The organism is Neisseria sp. HMSC068C12, assembly GCF_001814095.1.
Lineage (GTDB): Bacteria > Pseudomonadota > Gammaproteobacteria > Burkholderiales > Neisseriaceae > Neisseria > Neisseria perflava.
On the sequence record NZ_KV814825.1, the window covers coordinates 122,692 to 140,299 of the forward strand.

Annotated in this window: 21 protein-coding genes and 1 other RNA gene; 9 read left to right on the forward strand and 13 right to left on the reverse strand. The window is 49.5% G+C overall.

The window, feature by feature from the left end; all coding sequences use genetic code 11:
* Nucleotides 1-28: 28 nt before the first annotated feature.
* The 4 genes from HMPREF2952_RS08425 to HMPREF2952_RS08440 are packed head-to-tail and all read right to left on the reverse strand — an operon-like array spanning nt 29 to nt 4,298.
* Nucleotides 29-1,141 carry an SGNH/GDSL hydrolase family protein gene (locus HMPREF2952_RS08425; protein ID WP_004519876.1) on the reverse strand — a complete coding sequence of 371 codons (1,113 nt, stop codon included), beginning with the start codon at nt 1,139-1,141 and terminating at the stop codon, nt 29-31.
* Nucleotides 1,138-2,166, reverse strand: coding sequence for a peptidoglycan O-acetyltransferase PatB (gene patB / locus HMPREF2952_RS08430; RefSeq protein ID WP_004519875.1), 1,029 nt, complete (start codon nt 2,164-2,166; stop codon nt 1,138-1,140). The genes HMPREF2952_RS08425 and patB overlap by 4 nt, the downstream gene beginning before the upstream one ends.
* A gap of 10 nt (nt 2,167-2,176) precedes the next feature.
* Complete coding sequence (locus HMPREF2952_RS08435) at nt 2,177-3,613, reverse strand: MBOAT family O-acyltransferase (protein ID WP_049336334.1); 1,437 nt, start codon at nt 3,611-3,613, stop codon at nt 2,177-2,179.
* Between the two features lie 46 nt (nt 3,614-3,659).
* Nucleotides 3,660-4,298: a DedA family protein gene (locus HMPREF2952_RS08440; protein WP_004519872.1), complete on the reverse strand. Its 639-nt coding sequence runs from the start codon at nt 4,296-4,298 to the stop codon at nt 3,660-3,662.
* A gap of 230 nt (nt 4,299-4,528) precedes the next feature.
* Here HMPREF2952_RS08440 and hda point away from each other — a divergent pair, with 230 nt between their 5' ends.
* From hda to HMPREF2952_RS08460, 4 genes are all read left to right on the forward strand, one after another.
* On the forward strand, nt 4,529-5,197 hold the full coding sequence (gene hda, locus HMPREF2952_RS08445; protein WP_004519871.1) for a DnaA regulatory inactivator Hda: 669 nt from the start codon (nt 4,529-4,531) through the stop codon (nt 5,195-5,197).
* Entirely contained in the window at nt 5,194-5,862 is a 669-nt protein-coding gene (locus HMPREF2952_RS08450) for a histidinol-phosphatase (protein WP_004519869.1), read from the forward strand. The genes hda and HMPREF2952_RS08450 overlap by 4 nt, the downstream gene beginning before the upstream one ends.
* 59 nt (nt 5,863-5,921) lie before the next feature.
* On the forward strand, nt 5,922-6,236 hold the full coding sequence (locus HMPREF2952_RS08455; protein ID WP_004519868.1) for a TonB family protein: 315 nt from the start codon (nt 5,922-5,924) through the stop codon (nt 6,234-6,236).
* Nucleotides 6,237-6,393: 157 nt separating this feature from the next.
* Entirely contained in the window at nt 6,394-7,179 is a 786-nt protein-coding gene (locus tag HMPREF2952_RS08460) for an endonuclease/exonuclease/phosphatase family protein (RefSeq protein WP_039862165.1), read from the forward strand.
* A 167-nt stretch (nt 7,180-7,346) separates the two neighbouring features.
* On the opposite strand, the gene ssrA is transcribed toward HMPREF2952_RS08460, so the two are convergent.
* From ssrA to HMPREF2952_RS08475, 3 genes are all read right to left on the reverse strand, one after another.
* Nucleotides 7,347-7,709, reverse strand: a transfer-messenger RNA (tmRNA) gene (ssrA, locus tag HMPREF2952_RS08465).
* 112 nt (nt 7,710-7,821) lie between these two features.
* The gene (locus tag HMPREF2952_RS08470; protein WP_004519866.1) at nt 7,822-9,036 is read right to left on the reverse strand and encodes a pyridoxal phosphate-dependent aminotransferase; all 1,215 of its coding nucleotides are present in this window, start codon (nt 9,034-9,036) and stop codon (nt 7,822-7,824) included.
* An 84-nt stretch (nt 9,037-9,120) separates the two neighbouring features.
* Nucleotides 9,121-9,336 carry a tautomerase family protein gene (locus HMPREF2952_RS08475; protein ID WP_004519865.1) on the reverse strand — a complete coding sequence of 72 codons (216 nt, stop codon included), beginning with the start codon at nt 9,334-9,336 and terminating at the stop codon, nt 9,121-9,123.
* 165 nt (nt 9,337-9,501) lie between these two features.
* Here HMPREF2952_RS08475 and HMPREF2952_RS08480 point away from each other — a divergent pair, with 165 nt between their 5' ends.
* Nucleotides 9,502-10,101, forward strand: coding sequence for an MlaC/ttg2D family ABC transporter substrate-binding protein (locus tag HMPREF2952_RS08480; RefSeq protein ID WP_039862173.1), 600 nt, complete (start codon nt 9,502-9,504; stop codon nt 10,099-10,101).
* Between the two features lie 59 nt (nt 10,102-10,160).
* Here the strand turns inward: HMPREF2952_RS08480 and efp are convergent, their stop codons facing one another.
* The 3 genes from efp to HMPREF2952_RS08495 are packed head-to-tail and all read right to left on the reverse strand — an operon-like array spanning nt 10,161 to nt 12,231.
* Nucleotides 10,161-10,721: an elongation factor P gene (gene efp / locus HMPREF2952_RS08485; protein ID WP_002213793.1), complete on the reverse strand. Its 561-nt coding sequence runs from the start codon at nt 10,719-10,721 to the stop codon at nt 10,161-10,163.
* 42 nt (nt 10,722-10,763) lie between these two features.
* Entirely contained in the window at nt 10,764-11,921 is a 1,158-nt protein-coding gene (gene earP, locus HMPREF2952_RS08490; RefSeq protein WP_049336336.1) for an elongation factor P maturation arginine rhamnosyltransferase EarP, read from the reverse strand.
* A gap of 31 nt (nt 11,922-11,952) precedes the next feature.
* Nucleotides 11,953-12,231 carry a hypothetical protein gene (locus HMPREF2952_RS08495; RefSeq protein WP_004519862.1) on the reverse strand — a complete coding sequence of 93 codons (279 nt, stop codon included), beginning with the start codon at nt 12,229-12,231 and terminating at the stop codon, nt 11,953-11,955.
* A gap of 102 nt (nt 12,232-12,333) precedes the next feature.
* Here HMPREF2952_RS08495 and nadE point away from each other — a divergent pair, with 102 nt between their 5' ends.
* Nucleotides 12,334-13,122 carry an NAD(+) synthase gene (gene nadE, locus HMPREF2952_RS08500; protein ID WP_049336338.1) on the forward strand — a complete coding sequence of 263 codons (789 nt, stop codon included), beginning with the start codon at nt 12,334-12,336 and terminating at the stop codon, nt 13,120-13,122.
* 68 nt (nt 13,123-13,190) lie between these two features.
* Here the strand turns inward: nadE and HMPREF2952_RS08505 are convergent, their stop codons facing one another.
* Complete coding sequence (locus HMPREF2952_RS08505) at nt 13,191-13,391, reverse strand: protein MIGRI (protein WP_003682450.1); 201 nt, start codon at nt 13,389-13,391, stop codon at nt 13,191-13,193.
* Nucleotides 13,392-13,507: 116 nt separating this feature from the next.
* Here HMPREF2952_RS08505 and HMPREF2952_RS08510 point away from each other — a divergent pair, with 116 nt between their 5' ends.
* Nucleotides 13,508-14,647 (forward strand): homoserine O-succinyltransferase MetX, encoded by a 1,140-nt coding sequence (locus HMPREF2952_RS08510; protein WP_049336341.1) that lies wholly within the window; start codon nt 13,508-13,510, stop codon nt 14,645-14,647.
* Nucleotides 14,644-15,225 carry a methionine biosynthesis protein MetW gene (gene metW / locus HMPREF2952_RS08515; RefSeq protein WP_049329691.1) on the forward strand — a complete coding sequence of 194 codons (582 nt, stop codon included), beginning with the start codon at nt 14,644-14,646 and terminating at the stop codon, nt 15,223-15,225. Before HMPREF2952_RS08510 ends, metW begins: the two co-directional genes overlap by 4 nt.
* Before the next feature lie 94 nt (nt 15,226-15,319).
* Here metW and HMPREF2952_RS08520 read toward each other — a convergent pair whose 3' ends face one another.
* Nucleotides 15,320-15,784, reverse strand: coding sequence for a low molecular weight protein-tyrosine-phosphatase (locus HMPREF2952_RS08520; RefSeq protein WP_049344703.1), 465 nt, complete (start codon nt 15,782-15,784; stop codon nt 15,320-15,322).
* Between the two features lie 86 nt (nt 15,785-15,870).
* Nucleotides 15,871-16,971 (reverse strand): hypothetical protein, encoded by a 1,101-nt coding sequence (locus HMPREF2952_RS08525; RefSeq protein WP_003685151.1) that lies wholly within the window; start codon nt 16,969-16,971, stop codon nt 15,871-15,873.
* A 205-nt stretch (nt 16,972-17,176) separates the two neighbouring features.
* Here HMPREF2952_RS08525 and gloA point away from each other — a divergent pair, with 205 nt between their 5' ends.
* Entirely contained in the window at nt 17,177-17,590 is a 414-nt protein-coding gene (gloA, locus tag HMPREF2952_RS08530) for a lactoylglutathione lyase (RefSeq protein ID WP_003685011.1), read from the forward strand.
* Nucleotides 17,591-17,608 lie beyond the last annotated feature (18 nt).

Here is a 17,608-nt window from a genome sequence, read left to right on the forward strand (position 1 = left end):
AATGAAAAATACTTAGGCTTTGGCCAATTTATTGGGCAAAGCGGATCAGGCTGTCGGCAAGCTTATCGGCTGCAGTTTCGTAACCTTGTGCAGAGAAGTGAACGCCGTCTTTGGCTGCCAAGCCTTGAGCCATCCAGCTTTTCATGCTGCATGCGCCCCCCATTGCATCTTGCCAAGACCAGAACATGATTTTTTCGTCACGGGCAACGCGTTGCTGCATTTGTTGTACTTCGCTGAGCAAGACCGGACGGTTGCCGCAGCTGCCGTAGGCGGTTTTCAAAGATTCCGGAGCGCCGAGGATCAGGATACCTGCGTTGGGCAGGGTGTTTTTGATTTGACGGATGTAATTGCGCCATGTCCGTTCGGTAGAGGAAATATCGAGATTGCCGGAAAAGGCTTCATTGGTACCGTAGGCAAGGATGATTAAATCGGCTTTGGTTTGTGCCAAATCTTCCCACATACCCGGCCGCCATTTTGACCATTGGGATAACTGCGCGCCGTTGATGCCCATGGCGGAAACGGTTACGCCGCGTCCGGGGCGTTCGATATTAATGAAACCGATTTGCCAAGGCATGCTGCTGCTGAGGGTCATCGGCAGGGAAGCGTTGGTATGCAACAGTTGCCAGCCGTTTTGTGTGGCAGGGATTTCGCGGCCGTTGACGGTCAGGGTTTGCTCTGACCAAACCGGTTTGCCGAAAATGGAGATTTGTTGCATATCCATGCTGCCGTCGGCTGCGCTTAAGGTAACGCTGCCGCCATCGGCGCGTGCTTCAATACCGCCGAAAGAAAAATCGCTGTATGATTTGCGGCTGCTGATGGTGTTCCAACCGCTGCCGTTGTAACGGACGGTTGCCATGCGCTGGCCTTTGACGGTGTTGGGATAAACCCAACCGATGCCGCCGTTGCCCCATTGTTGTTGTAAACGGCGGCGCAGGCGGTCGGTGAAATAGTCGCCGGCGGTGTGGGAGTCGCCGACTTGGATAATGCGGAATTTGCCGTCTGAAGTATGGTTGAGCTGTTGCAGTTTGTTCAGCCAGGCAGGGTGGTTGGAGCCGTAGTTGCTTAACAGGCCGTCATTGGTTGCGCAGGCGGTAATAGGGAGTGCGAGAAGCGTGAGGAGTAAGGTTTTATTAAATTTCATGGTTGTGTATCGTGTGTAAAATTAATTTTTTCCATAATTTTTCCGGCCAATAGTTTTTGGCCTTCTGCGGAAAAGTGAATGCCGTCCTTGCTGCGGTAACGGATGATTTTTCCATCTACTTTGACAGAGTCGGCATATTCTTCTGCGCCATTGCTCAACAGTTTGTCGGTAGGCAACCAAATGGCTTGAGGCGACACCGTACCCGACAGGATTTTGTCGAGGTAGCGCATCTGTTCATTGAGCTTGGCTTTTTTCATGTAAGGAATGCCCAGCCAAATGACTTGGACATCATGTGCGGAGGCTGCATCAAGAATACGGCGGACGCGGTTGAGGTATTCTGCCTCCCATTCGGGGGAGGCGAATTTCAGGTATTTTTTACCCATCGGGAAATCCCAAGGGTCGTTTGGGCCTAAGAATACAACCAAAACGCGGATATCGGGTTCTTTTTGCAAAGTTTGTTCGATGGTTTTCGGCCAGTCGAAGAAATTGGGGTAGGACAAACCGGTACTTTGTTTACTGAGGTTGACCGATTGTACGCCATATTCTTGCTTGAGGTGTTTTTGTACGAAAGGTGCAACGCCCTGCATCAGCGAGTCGCCGGCAAAGAAAACTTTGTTGCCTTTTTTCAATACAACCTGCGTTGCCGACTGATCAGCCTGATTGCTTGGCTCGCTGGCTGTGGTATCTGTATTGTTAGTCGCATCGGAAGCAGCAGAGTCTTTTTGATTGTCGGATACTTCAATGTTTTCCGTATTTTCAGACGGCCTTGTTGCTTCAATGCCAGAGTCTTCCGAAGCCAAAGCGTCTTCCGTTTCCAGTGAAGCTTTCAGGCCGTCTGAAAATTCGTAGGCTTTTTGTTGCCAATCCGCACCGATACGCCACCAAGCGTATTCGGATAAAGGCTCAAGCGGACTGTTCTCATGATAGGTCTGCTGCCAATAGGCATTGATGGAGTTTTGGGCAAACCACGTCAGCGCAACCGCACTGAGCAGAATAGAAACAAACAGGGAGATAAAGCGTTTCATGTTCTGCTCCTTAGAAGTTGGCGTAAATAAAGCCGGGAATGCCGGACGGGGCGAAGATGATAATTAGGGCGAGGATAAGCGTGATGGGAATAAACCACAGCCATGCAGGCAGTTTGTCCAAGCCTTTTACCGATGCTTCAAATAAGCGAAGCAAATACGGGTACAGCGAAAGCATCATCGCAAATGTACCCAGCAACATGAGGTCGGTCGGCAGAGGCGCGTTCCAACCTTTGTCATTGGCAAATAATGCGCTGAACAGCATTTCCGTATCGGCAAGCGTTGCGCTGTTGAACACGACAAAAGCGAAACAAACGAAATGGAAGGTAAACAGCCAGGCGAGCGGTTTGCCGATTTTCAGACGGCCTAAGGCATTGCGGCCGACGATTTTGTCGCCGCAGTTAAGGAATACCAAAGCCGCACCGTGCAGCGCGCCCCAAATCAAAAAGCTCCAGCCGTAGCCATGCCAAATGCCGGAAAGCAACATGGCAATCATCAGATTGAGTTGGGTACGTCCGAAGCCTTTTTTGCTGCCGCCCAAAGGAATATAGATATAGTCGCGAATCCAAGTGGACAGGCTGATGTGCCATCTGTCCCAGAAGTCGCGGATGTTGATGGCGCGAAGCGGCGCGGCAAAGTTTTTCGGCAGCTGGAAGCCGAGCAGCATGGCCAAGCCGATGACTAAATCCGAGTAGCCGGAAAAGTCGAAAAAGAGTTGGAAGGTGTAGCCATAAATCGCAGACAACACGCCCCAGCCGTCGAACTGGGCCGGATTTTCAAAAACAGGCGATACCCAGCCTTCTGCCAATACGCCGGCAAGCCACCACTTTTTGGCAATGCCCAATACAATCAGGCCGACCGCCAAAGCCGGATAAATCAGCTGGCGTGCTTGTTTGGTGCGGATTTGCGCCAATGCGCCCGCTTGTTCGCCGTCTATGCTTTTAAAAGCGGCCGCACGGATAATCGGGCCGGATGTGATGGTGGGGAAGAAGCTCAGATGCAGTAGGAGCTCGTGCCATTCAAAACGGTCTCCTTTAGGCTTGCGGTAGCAATACACTAAGTAAGCCAGCGATTGGAAAGTGTAATAAGACAAGCCCAAGGGCAAAAGGATATCGATGACGGCGCTTTGCCCCGTATATTGCTGAATAATCGGGCGGAAAAAGTCGAAATATTTGAAGAAACACAAAACAGTCAATGCCGCCGAAATACCGCAACCCAGCCAAAATTTGCGGATATTCTCGTTTTCAGAAAACATCAGTACGCTGACCAGGTAAACCACAGACGAGTAAACCAAAATCAGCGCGGCAAAAATAGGGTCGATACGGTAAAGCCAGCCTAGCCCGGCAACCAAAAGTAAAACGTTTTGAACTTGCGGCAAACGCGCAAATGCCCAGTACAAGGGCAAAAATACGATAAAGAATACCGCAAACTCAATAGACAGCAACGGCATGACAATTCCTTGATGTGTTTAAACTTTCAAACTTTTCGATTGATTGTTATTTTTTGGCGTTAAGTTTGGCACGGATGACTTCGACTACCGCAGGTAAAATCGAAATCACGATGATTGCCGCCATGACTAAGCCCAGATTGTTTTTGACGACGGGGATATTGGCGAAGAAGTAGCCTGCATAGGAAAACGACAATACCCACAACACCGCGCCGATAATGTTGTAACGGATAAACGTCGCGTAGTGCATATCGCCCATACCGGCGACAAATGGCGCAAACGTCCGCACAATTGGCACAAAGCGGGCAATGATGATGGTTTTGCCGCCGTGTTTTTCATAGAACGCATGGGTTTTTTCCAAATACGAACGGCGGAAAATTTTGGAATCAGGATTGGCAAACAGTTTTTGTCCAAAATATTTGCCAATCATAAAGTTGGCCGCATCGCCTAGAATGGCGGCCGCTAAGAGCAGCAATACCATGACGTGGATGTTCATGCCGCCGATGGCCGCAATACCGCCGGCAGCAAACAGCAGCGAGTCGCCGGGCAAAAATGGCGTTACGACCAAACCGGTTTCGCAGAAAATCACAACAAACAAAATCGCGTAAATCCACGGGCCGTATTGGGAGGAAAGGTGGACAAGGTGTTGGTCGATATGGAGGATGAAATCAATAAGGGTAGAAATCACTAGGGTTCCCCAAATAAAAAGGCCGTCTGAAAAAGAACAGACAAATGTTTCGGCGAGAAGTTCGACATTGTAAAACCAAAGCGGAATAAAACCAATGCCGTAAGCGCGTCAAGATATGTTTAGAAGTGCAGATATGTTGCAGGTATAGGCTTCAGACGGCCTTTATCCTTGATGGTGGACGGCAAAACAACGTAAAATAAAGCCGATTTCAACCTAACCGGTGCGCCTTTGTGAACCAGCTCATCTTCGATTTTGCCAGCCATGATTATCCCGGCTTCGACAAATTTTTGGGAACAGAAAATGCCGAGCTGGTGTATGTGTTGCAGCACAAACATGGGCAATGTATCTATGTTTGGGGCGAAGAGGGCGCAGGTAAAAGCCATCTCTTGCAGGCATGGGTCGCACAGGCGCTCGATGCCGGACGAAATGCCCTCTATATTGATGCCGCCGCCACGCCGCTGACAGAAGCCGCATTGGATGCGGAATATCTTGCCATTGACCAAATCGAAAAGCTTAATAATGAAGAACAGGCTTTACTGTTTGCCATATTCAACCGCTTCCGCAACAGCGGCAAAGGCTTTTTGCTTTTGAGTTCCGAATATACGCCGCAGCAACTCGTTATCCGCGAAGACCTGCGCACACGCATGGCGTATTGCTTGGTTTACGAAGTCAAACCGCTGACCGACCGGGAAAAAATCGATGCGCTCGTCAGCATGGCTGCCGCCCGTCAGGTAACCATCGATCCGGAAATCTTCGAATACCTGCTGAACCATTGGCGGCGCGATATGGACAGCCTGATGCAAATGCTCGATACCCTCGACAACTACGCCGTTATGATGGGCAAGCGCATTACTTTGCCGCTTTTGCGCCAGCTTTTAAAACAACAGGAAACCCAATGAAAAACCTTGCCATTTTCGACCTCGACAATACCTTGATCAATACCGATTCGGATCACTCCTGGCCGCAATACCTGATTAAAAAAGGTATAGTCGATGCGGCTGAAACCGAGGCGCAAAATGAAAAGTTTTACCAAGACTATCAAAACGGTTGTCTTGATATCGATGCCTTCCTCAAATTCCATCTCGCGCCTTTAGCCCGTTTCAGCAAGGAGGAATTGGCTGAGTTTCATCGCGAGTTTATGGCCGAATATATTGTCCCGTATATTTCTCCGATGCAGCGTATGTTGGTGCAAAGCCATCAAATGGCGGGTGACGAAATGTTGGTTATTTCTTCGACCAACGAATTTATCATTACTCCAATCTGTCATCTTTTCGGCATTCACAACATTATCGGTACACAGCTTGAAATCGGCGAAGACGGCCGATATACCGGCAACTATGTCGGTACGCCCAGCCTGAAAGAAGGCAAAATTACCCGATTGAACCAATGGCTTGCCGAGCGTGGCGAGACATTTGAAAGCTACGGTAAAGTTTATTTTTACAGCGACTCCAAAAACGACTTGCCTTTGTTGCGTATTGTGGACGAACCTGTCGCCGTCAATCCGGATGCCGAGCTGGAAAAAGAAGCCAAAGCAAAAGGTTGGCCGATTTTGAATTTCAAATAACGACGAATCAGGCCGTCTGAAATATTTAACCTAATCACAACCCTAATAAGGACTAAAACATGAAAACGACTAAACTCCTCGCCTCAGCCCTGTTGTTTGCCGCTGTATTCGGTACTGCTCAAGCAGCCGATACCGAAACTCTGGAAGCCATGAAAGCGCAAAACGGCAGCGTTAAAACCGTTTTGATGGATGTCTTCACAACACCTGCCGGCGATGTTGACCGCGTAAATATCATTCAATCCAGCGGCAATCCTGAAATGGACGAACGCGCAGTGAAAAGCGTTTCCAAATATCCTTATCCGAAACGCAAAACCGCATCTAAATACCAACACACTGTTACTTTTGAAACCAATGTTGAAGTAATCAACAACTGATTCGGACGCAAGGCCGTCTGAAAAACAGAAGGCGTTTTGATTGGGAAATTCTCTGTCAAAACGCCGTTTTATTTTTTAAACAAGTATAACCAAAATTGCCGTAAAACCACACGCTCCGGTGCTATACTAAAACAAATAAACCGCTTCATCACACATCATGTCTCCCCGTCCAGTTACCATTACTTCCTACAATATGCACAAAGGCATGTCTGCGCTCAACCGCAAAGTGCAAGTCAACCGCATGGCTGACGCGCTGGGTGCATTGGGTTCGGATGTTTTGTTTTTACAAGAAGTCCAAGGACAACATCTCAACAGAAGCCGCCGTACCGACTTTCCCGATGCACCGCATTACGACATCATCGGCGACAGCCTCGATTATCATCGCAGCTACGGCAAAAATGCCGTCTATCCCAAACGACACCACGGCAACGCCATTCTCAGCCGCCTGCCGCTGAAAACGGAAAACAACCTCAACATCAGCGTTAATAAACTCGAACAACGCGGCCTGTTGCATTGTGAGGTCGTACCCGAAGGTTGGGAAGATCCGCTGGTGTGTCTGTGCGTCCACCTCAATCTGCGCGAGCCAGACCGCCTCAAACAATACCGAGCCATCAGCGACTACGTTGGCCGGTACATTCGTCCGGAAAGCCCTTTGATTATTGCCGGCGATTTTAATGACTGGCGGCAGAAATCAGCGCGTGAGCTGGGCAGTGCATTAGATTTGAACGAAGTATTTGTCGATAATACAGGCAAACGCCCCAAAACCTTCCCTTCGCGCCTGCCCATCCTCAGCCTCGACCGCATTTATACGCGCAATCTTGATGTCATCGATTCTGAAATTCACAACAGTAAAGACTGGCAACATTTGTCAGATCATCTGCCATTGAGTGTAACGGTTAGGCCGCATCGTAAAATGAATATGAAATCAGATAGAAAAATGTAAGGCTGAAATTTTTTAAAGCAAAGTACTATTGGCAATGTATCGAAAGAAAAAGTTTTTTCACTCAGATATTTGAGACAAAAACAGGCCGTCTTAAAAGTTTCAGACGGCCTGTTTAAGTTTATAAAAAAGCGCAAACCTTTTTAAATCAAAAATTTGCGCTTCAAATCTGGTGGAGGCGGGGGGAATCGAACCCCCGTCCGAAAGTCCTCTACAGAGCGTTCTACATACTTAGTTGTGTCTATTTAGAATCTCGTCCTCATCATGCCGACCAACAGGCCTTCAGAGAACCAGTTACCTTAAATCTCGTTTCCTGCCAAGTAACCCGACAGAAAACCAGTCAATGTAGAATGACGTTGCGGTAGCTTGCGCTACACAGCCCATTGACCAACTGCTGCAACGGCAGGCCTTAAGCGGCCAGTGCGTAAGTTTCGTCGTTTGCGACTATTTAAATTCAGTGTTTAACGGGAAATCTGAGACCCCGGTATGCCCGCATCTGCTTTGCAACCCCCGTCGAAACCAAGATCGCCCCCAGATAGGTAAGGTCGATTATACGCATGTCAGCAGGCTTTGCCAAGTTGCTGTTTGATTAAAAAGGCCGTTTGAACAGCGGTTTGCTTTTTCAGACGGCCTCTTTGTTTAGGTTTATTGATGGTAGTTTTGCAAGAAGCGTTTGAGTTTGTCCATGGCTTCTTCGATTTGATGAACGGGCGGCAGGGTAACGATACGGAAGTGGTCGGGGCGTATCCAGTTGAAGCCTGTGCCTTGGACGAACAAGACTTTTTCACGTACGAGTAAGTCGTAGATGAATTTCATGTCGTCATGGATGCTGTACATTTCGGTATCGATTTTGGGGAACATATACAATGCGCCCATGGGTTTGACGCAGGATATGCCCGGAATCTGGTTGACCAGTTCCCATGCTTTGTTGCGTTGCTCGAGCAGGCGGCCGCCGGGGAGGAGGAATTCGTTGATGCTTTGGTATCCGCCCAAGGCCGTCTGAATGGCGTGCTGCATGGGTGTGGTGGCACAAAGGCGCATAGACGAGAGCATGTCCAAGCCTTCGATATAGCCTTTTGCATGATGTTTCGGGCCGTTGAGTATCATCCAGCCTTGACGGAATCCGGCAACGCGGTAGGCTTTCGAGAGACCGTTGAATGTAACGGTCAGGAGGTCGGGGGCAAGTGCGGCGATATGGTGGTGTACGGCGTCGTCGTAGAGGATTTTGTCGTAAATTTCGTCGGCAAAAATAATCAGGCCGTGTTTACGCGCCAGTTCGGCGATTTCCAGCAGGATTTCTTTGCTGTACACCGCGCCGGTAGGGTTGTTGGGGTTGATGATGACTATGGCTTTGGTTTTCGGTGTAATTTTGGCTTCCATATCGGCCAGGTTGGGGAACCAGTTGTTTTCTTCGTCGCATAGATAATGGCGGACGGTACCGCCTGCCAGTGTTGCGGCGGCGGTCCACAAAGGATAGTCCGGTGCGGGAATCAGGATTTCATCGCCGTCGTTGAGCAATGCCTGCATGGACATGGTGATCAGCTCGGACACGCCGTTGCCGATGTAAACATCGTTGACGGTAACGTCGAGCAGTCCTTTGGTTTGGTAGTAGTGGACGATGGCTTTGCGTGCGGAGTAAAGGCCTTTGGAGTCGCAATAGCCTTGCGAAGTCGGCAGGTTGCGGATGACGTCAACCAAAATTTCGTCAGGCGCTTCAAAGCCAAACGGAGCCGGATTGCCGATATTGAGCTTGAGGATTTTGTTGCCTTCTTCTTCCAGTTGCAGGGCTTTTTTGTGAACTGGGCCGCGAATATCGTAGCAAACGTGATCCAGTTTGGATGATTTAGGGAATTTCTCCATGATGTGTGTTCCGTAAAATTGTTAACAATGGGATAAATGTACTCTTTTTGTGGGTAAATTAAAAGAGCTTCAGACGTCCAAAGCTTACTTATTGCGCGCTTCAGCACGGCGAACCGTCACGCTTTTACCGCCTATGCCCCAGTTGTCCATATTGATTTCGTCGATGACGACGACGGTCGTCTCGGGATTTTTGTTGAGAACGCGTGAGAGTAATTCGGTGACGCCGCGAATTAATTCGGCTTTTTGTTCCGCACTCGGGGCTTCGTTGCCGCCGGTTACTTTGATGTTGACGTAGGGCATGGCTTTTTCCTTTTAAAATAGTGTTCACATGTTATCTTATTTTTATCAGGCCGTCTGAAATTTGATTGCAGGATTTTTCATTGCTCATGACTGCTTTTACAAAGAATTAAGTTTTTTGGAATAGATTGTTTTTAAAATGCGGTTTTATTTTGGATGGATATCGTCATGAACCGTTTTCTTCAGACTTTGATTGTGGCCGCGCCGATGGTGATTGCCGCGCCCTATGTGGCGGCGGAAACGCATCCTGCGCAAAAGCAGATGCAGCAGAATATTGATGCTGTGCTGAAAATTGCACGCAATACTTCTTTGACAGAAGCGCAACGTGTGAAACAGGTTGAGCAGTATGCCAACCGTTATTTGGATTATGAACGTATTTCGGCTTTGGCTGTCGGCGCGCCATGGCGTGAATTTTCTGCCAAACAGAAAACTGATTTTATCCGTGCATTCAAAGACATGGTGATTGCGATGTACTCGCATTCTGCACTGATTGGTGCGGCGGATGCGAATGTACGCCTGTTGCCGAAGATGACGGCAAACGGCAATAAGTTTGACGTTTTCTCGGAAATTCAGACCAAAAAAGGCACCAAGTATGAAGTGGCCTACCAGCTTTACCAAAGTGGCGGTGCGTATAAGATTTACAATATCCGCGTGGACGGTACCAGCTTGGTAACGGTATACCGCAACCAATTTGGCGAGCTGATTAAGAGCAAAGGCATTGACGGTACGATTGCGACTGTTGCAGCCAAGGGCTTGAAGAAACAATAAGGTAGATTGATAAAAAGGCCGTCTGAATATTCAGACGGCCTTTTTGTGTTACGGGCTGATTAAGCACGTTTGCGGAATTCGCCGGTACGGGTATCGATTTCGATTTTGTCACCGTTTTCGATATAAGACATCACTTGGATTTCAGTGCCGCCGACCAGACGCGCGGTTTTCATCACTTTACCGGAGGTATCGCCTTTAACGGCAGGCTCGGTGTATTCAACTTCGCGAACGATGATGGTAGGCAATTCTACGGAGATTGGGTTGCCTTCGTAGAAAGTAACTTCGCATTGGTCTTCCATACCGTCAACGATGAATTTCAACGCGTCGCCGATGTTGTCGGCTTCGATTTCGTATTGGTTGAATTCTTCGTCCATGAAGACGTACATAGGATCGGCAAAGTAGCTGTAAGTACAGTTTTTGCGGGACAGGATAACGACGTCGAATTTGTCGTCGGCTTTGTAAATGGTTTCAGAAGCGGCACCGGTCAGCAGGTTTTTCAGTTTCATGCTGACTTTGGCGGAAGAGCGGCCGCCTTTGATGTATTCGGTTTTTTGAACGACCATAGGATCGTTGCCGACCATGAATACGTTGCCGGCGCGCAGTTCTTGTGCTGTTTTCATTGTAGTTTTCCAATCAAATCGGTTGTAATAAAACGCGCTATTTTAGCGTATTTTTTTGTGCTTTGAAATAAAGGCGGCAAGTTTTTCAACGGCACTTTTTTGAGCAAAAAGTCCATCCCGCCATTTTGCCGCGCTTTGCCGCCATTCATTTTGGTGTGCAGTCAGGGTTTGCCATGCCTGCAGGCGCTGGCTGTCGCTGAGTGCATCACCGTTGTTGAGTTCGTCGGAAAGGCGGTGGTGTGCCGTGGCGACAACATCCGGATAAACCTGATGCGCTTTGTCCCAAAAAGCGTGCAGTTTGTCGAGATGGATATTTTCTTCTTGCGGATAGATGTGCCAAAAGAAAGGCTTTCCGGCAAGCTGGGCGCGAACAAAGCTGTCTTCGCCGCGTATGATAGCGCCGTCGGCAAGGTTGAGCAGTTTGTCGAAATCCTGTTGGGGGACAAAAGGGATTTTGATCAGGGTAATGTGTTCGCTCTGATACACATCGCCGTCTTCAAGCAGGGCATTTTGCGGTACTAGGTCGCTGTTTTTCAGACTGGCGATGATTTGTGTACCTGCAAGCAGCAGGGTAATGGGTTGGCCGGCCTGTTGCCACATAGTCAGCCATTTTGCCCAAATATCGCTTTGATAGCCGAAAAGCAGCCACTCGGACGCGTTTTTTGCGGGAAGTTTGAGTTGTCGGCGTAAGGCTTCCGTATCAAATCCGGCCGATTCGGCGTAATCGCGTTCGCGCAGCAGGCCGCCGCTTTTTTCGCTGAAACCCATAAACCAAAAGTATTTCTGTATGCCGCCGGCCTGGGGCGAGGGCATTAAGTGCAGCCTCTCGTTGCTGTCTTCCGCGCTGAGGTATTCCCAGTTGAGCCAAAGCGGTTGGTGTTGGCGGATGATGGTTTGAACGTTGTCGGGCAGTTCGCAGGCGAAGGTTTCGATGACAATGTCGGGGGTAGGGGCTGTATCGGTATCTTCGGCGTAGTCGGCTTGCCAAGCGTGAATGCCGATGCCTTGATGGATATTGGGAATCGAGGCCAAGTCAGGGCAGAGTGCCTGAAGGGACGGAAAGTCGTCTGTCCACAAATGCACTTGCCAGCCGAGTTCGCGTTGCAAAACACGCGCCAGCCGCCATGAAACGCCGATGTCGCCGAAGTTGTCGATGACGTTGCAGAAAATCCAGCAGGTATAAGGTGGGGTGGTGTTCATGGAAAAATATGCCCAAGGCCGTCTGAAAACATCAGAATGCGCCGAAATAGTGGAATAAATAAACAATCAGCAAAATAATCGGGATAAACATCCAAATGCTTTGCCGTTTCAATTCGGGCTCTTGTTTGAGGTGGTGTTTGATGACGTCAAAAAGGACGAACTTGAATAGGAACGTGGCTTCGCAGGCAAGGATGATGCCGTTGATGAGGTGTTGCGTTTTGTCTTCGGGCGGGTTGAGGGCAAACCACAAAAGGGTGGCGAGCGGAATCAGGCAGACGACGAGCCAGCGCAGAAGGATGGGTTTGGACATGGTGTGTGTGCAAGAAATAAAAAGGGTATTATACCCTGTCGTCTTTCAGACAAGTGCAAATCAGGCTATCATTCGTTTTATTTGAAGCGAACATTTATCCCTATGCAAACCCAAGCCATCATCCGCCATATTGTTCAATGGCTCAAAGATTACGCCGAGCAGGCGCTTGCCAAAGGTTTTGTCGTCGGCATATCCGGCGGCATCGATTCTGCCGTGGTTTCCACCCTTGCCGCGCAAACCGGTTTGTCGGTTTTGTTGTTGGAAATGCCGATTCGTCAGAAATCTGACCAAGTCAACCGCGCTCAAGAACACATGGGCCGTCTGAAAAAGCGTTATCCTAACGTAAAAGCGCAAAGTGTTGATTTGACTCCGGCGTTCGATACGTTTGCCGATACCGTTGATGTCAGCGAAACCGAATTTCCCAACAAACAGCTGGCACTTGCCAATGCACGCAGCCGCCTTCGCATGACGACGCTTTATTATTACGGCCAGCTGCATGGTTTGCTGGTGGCGGGAACGGGCAACAAAATTGAAGATTTCGGCGTCGGTTTCTTCACCAAATACGGCGACGGCGGCGTGGACATCAGCCCGATTGCCGATTTAACCAAAACTCAGGTGTACGCTTTGGCAGCCGAGCTAGACGTATCGGAAGACATTCAAAAAGCCGTGCCGACAGACGGCCTTTGGGATATCGAGCGTACCGATGAAGAGCAAATGGGCGCATCTTATCCCGAACTCGAATGGGCGATGAGCGTGTACAACAGCCACAAGCCTGAAGATTTTGAAGGCAGACAGCGCGAAGTTTTGACAATCTATACCCGATTGCACAAAGCCATGCAGCACAAAGTCAACCCGATTCCGGTTTGCAAGATTCCGGAAGAGCTGTTTTAAATTTGGACATCAAAAGGCCGTCTGAAAACGTTGGATTAAGGTTTTCAGACGGCCTTTTATATTTTATTTCAATAAGAATTAGGAATATGCTTGAAAAACAGCATCATCAGATACCAAAACAGCGTAGCGGCCGCCGCGCCCAGCAATACCCATGCGCTGATTTTGGCGATTTCACGAATGGTGCGCTTTTGTTTACGGCTGAACAAACGGTTCACAATCAATGCCGCTATGGCGCAAAAGAAAAAAAATCGCAAAAGCCTGCCTATCATTCCACATTCTCCCAAAAATATTGCCTTTAATCAGGGCAGGCCGTCTGAAGCCTCATGCACAAAACAAAGACGAAACGTTATAATACCCCTTTTGCCGCTTCACTTGGAAATTACAAATGACAACAAATGCCTCAGTGGGCATTGTAACGCCCCAGAAAATCCCGTTTGACACACCGCTTGCTCTGGAAAACGGCAAAACCTTACCTCGTTTCGACCTGATGATTGAAACCTACGGCACGCTCAACGCAGACAAAAGCAACGCCGTTCTTATCTGCCACGCCCTGTCAGGCAATCATCACGTTGCCGGCAAGCACAGCGTGGAGGATAAATACGCCGGTTGGTGGGACAATATGGTCGGCCCCGGCAAACCTATCGATACCGAACGCTTTTTCGTTGTCGGTTTGAACAACTTGGGCGGCTGCGACGGCAGTACCGGCCCTTTATCCGAAAATCCTGAAACCGGTCGCGAATATGGCGCGGATTTCCCCGTTGTAACCGTCAAAGACTGGGTGAAGTCCCAATCCATGCTTGCCGATTATCTCGGCATTCAAAAATGGGCGGCCATTGTCGGCGGCAGCTTAGGCGGCATGCAGGCATTGCAATGGACGATTTCTTTGCCTGAACGCGTTGCTCATGCGCTCGTCATCGCTTCTGCGCCTAAACTTTCCACTCAAAACATCGCGTTTAACGATGTTGCCCGCCAGGCGATTTTGACCGATCCCGATTTCCACGAAGGCAATTACCGCAGCCATCATACCGTTCCTTCACGCGGTTTGCGTATCGCGCGCATGATGGGACACATCACTTATCTTGCCGAAGACGGCTTGGGTAAAAAATTCGGCCGCGATTTAAAATCAGACGGTTATCAGTATGGTTACGGCGTTGAGTTTGAAGTGGAATCTTATCTTCGCTATCAAGGCGACAAGTTTGTCGGCCGCTTTGATGCCAACACTTATCTGCTGATGACCAAGGCGCTTGACTACTTCGACCCGGCCGCCGATTACGGCCACAACCTCACGCGCGCTGTGGAGAATGTGCAGGCCAAGTTTTTTGTTGCCAGCTTCAGCACCGACTGGCGCTTTTCGCCGCAACGTTCGCATGAATTGGTCAAGGCATTAATCGCCGCGCAAAAATCCGTGCAGTACATTGAAGTCAAATCCAATCACGGCCACGATGCGTTCTTGATGGAAGACGAAGCCTATATCCGCGCGGTTGCCGCTTATATGAACAACGTTTACAAGGACTGCCAAAAATGAATCTGCGCGACGATTTGCAACTCATTTACGATTGGATACCCGAAGGCAGCCGCGTACTCGATTTAGGCTGCGGCGACGGCGAGCTGTTGGCTGCGTTGGTGGAACATAAAAATTGCACCGGCTACGGTGTTGAAATCGATACCGACAGCGTGATTGCCGCCATATCCCGCGGTGTGAACGTCATTCAAGCCGATTTGGAAGAAGGTTTGGTGGCTTTTGGCGATCAAAGCTTTGATGTGATTGTCTTGAGCCAAACCATTCAGGCGATGCAGAACACGGAAAAAATCCTGCGCTGCCTGATGCGCGTGGCCAAGCAGGCTATTGTCAGCTTCCCTAACTTCGGCTACTGGCGCAACCGCTTTCAAATCGCCATTGGCGGCCATATGCCGGTTTCCGAGCGGATGCCGTATCATTGGTACGATACGCCCAATATCCATTGGTGTACCCTCAAAGACTTTGATTTGCTGTGTGCCAAAAACAAAATCCGCGTGCTTGAGCGTGCGGTCATGACGGGCAACCGACAGGTTAAACATCTGCCGAATTTATTGGGCAGCCTGGCGTTTTATCGTGTAGGTTGATTGCAGTAATCAATAGGGCCGTCTGAACAGGTAATCACGAAAGCATGGCTTTTGCAAATACCTGTTCAGACGGCCTTTTATTATTAAAGTCGGTTTAAGCCTGTTTCAGTTTTTCCAACAAGGCAAAACTGCCGGCATCGACCAGACGGTAGGTTTCGTCAAAGTCGCCCGTGTACCACGGATCAGGAACGTGGTTGTAACCTGAATCGGGGATAAGGTCGGTCAGTTTGAAGATTTTGCCGGGGTGGAAGCCGAGCTGCTTTTCGGTTTCTCTGAGGTTGTTGTCGTCCATCACGATGATGTAGTCGAAATGTTCGGCATCGCTGGGTTTGATTTTGCTGCTGGTAAAGCCTGACGGGTCGATGCCGTGTTGTTTGAGTACACGGCGCGTGCCTTCGTGCATGTTTTCCCCGTCGTGCCAACCTGACGTGCCTGCGCTGGCTGTAATGACGGCATTGCCCATGCCTGCTTTGCGGGCGCGGTGGCGCAGGACGTATTCGGCCATAGGGGAGCGGCAGATGTTGCCGAGGCAGACGAAAAGGATTTTGTGGGTTTTCATATGCGTGAAAATGAGCGGTAAGGTTTGAAAATCAATGCAACACGCTAAACCGTTTTCAGACGGCCTTGGCGTGTTGCATTTTCAATTTAGTTTACATTGCTGAAGAAAGGATTATGGCCTTCTAGTTTCAACGCTTGGGCATAAGTAGGGATGTTCTCGTTTTCGCCCAATGGGTTGTGCAGCAGGTAGAGGTGCTCGATTCGGCATTCGGCCATCAGGTCGAGGAAGTTTTGCTGAACGATGGCGATATTGTCGGTTGATGCAAGCTCCCAAGTGAAGGTCTGCGGAACGATTTCAAACGCGCTGTCTGTCGCGTTGAAGCTGAACTGGAGCTTGCCGTCCGCTTTCGCTGCGGCAACAACGCCGACGCGCGGGCTTTGCATACGGATGGCGCGGATGGCGTTGGTGGCAAAAACGTCCATGGCCATGCGTTGGCGGGTGTGGCTGCCGTCGGTAAGCGCGTCAAGCGGCGTATTGGGCGAGAGCGGGTTGGTAAAGAGGGTAACGCCGTCGAGGGCGAGATGCTCTTGCCAAACCTGCATCAATGGCAGGCCTGCCTGTTGCAGGTTAAGGCCCAAGGCAGTCTGAATGTCTTTATTGCCGTAGCCCAGCGCGTAAACAACATGGACGGATTGACCTTCGGGCAGCGTCAATGGTTTGTATTCGAATTTTTGCAGGAATGCGCCTGCCGCTTCATCGTTTTGCTTGGCTTGGAACCACTCGCCCGGGGTAACGCTGCTCAAGTCGGTAGATTGGACGAGGTAAGGCAGCCATTGCGTGTTTTGCGTGAGGGTACGCAGGTTGGGGTAGTTTTGCAGGCAGGCGAAGAGTGCTTCGGTAGGCAGCGTAAGCGGCAGGGTTTGTTCTTTTTTGCAACCGGCGACCAAAACGACAGGCAGGGCAAACCATTGGGCTTCGTTATCGTTTTCTGCCTTCAGGACTTCGCCTACGCTTTGAATCAGGCTGGTGTAAGTGCCGACATCGGGCGCCATGGTCATTGCCAATGAAAGGTTGATGTAATGGTTTTGGCTGAGCATGGTGCGGATTTCGGTTTGCAGTTGGCCGGCCGAAAGCTTGCGCGATGCGGAGGAGGAGTTGTGCGCCAGCTGATAGGCATTGAGCAGAAGGTAGTTTTTGATAGGGCTCTGCGGATAAGGGCGGGTATCTGGAAGAACAAAGGTTTTCATGACGGTTTGAAGTGTTGTGTTGTAAGTGTGGCGATTATAGCAATTTAGTCAGTCGGTGTGCTTGTTAATAAATTAAATTCAACTGGCGATAGGGATACGCTTCATTTTCACAAGGTTTAAGTATCAGCATTTTCTAAGTTGGGGAGGGTAAATGCCCGATGTGTTATAATCCATGACCAAACATAATTCAGAAAGGAACAAAATCATGCGCTTGCTTCATACTATGCTGCGTGTCGGCAATCTCGAACGCTCTTTGGATTTCTATCAAAACGTATTGAACATGCAACTGCTGCGCCGCCGCGATTATCCCGAAGGCCGTTTTACTTTGGCTTTTGTCGGTTATGGCGATGAAGCGGACCATACTGTTTTGGAACTGACCCACAACTGGGATACCGAGTCTTACGATTTGGGCGATGCTTATGGCCATATCGCGATTGAAGTCGATGATGCTTACGCGGCGTGCGAGCGTGTCAAAGAAATGGGAGGTAAAGTGGTACGCGAAGCCGGCCCGATGAAACACGGCACGACTGTGATTGCGTTTGTTGAAGATCCAGATGGCTACAAAATTGAATTTATTCAAAAGAAAAGCGGTAGCGATTCGGTTCAATATTCATCTTAAGGCATAAGATAATGGAAA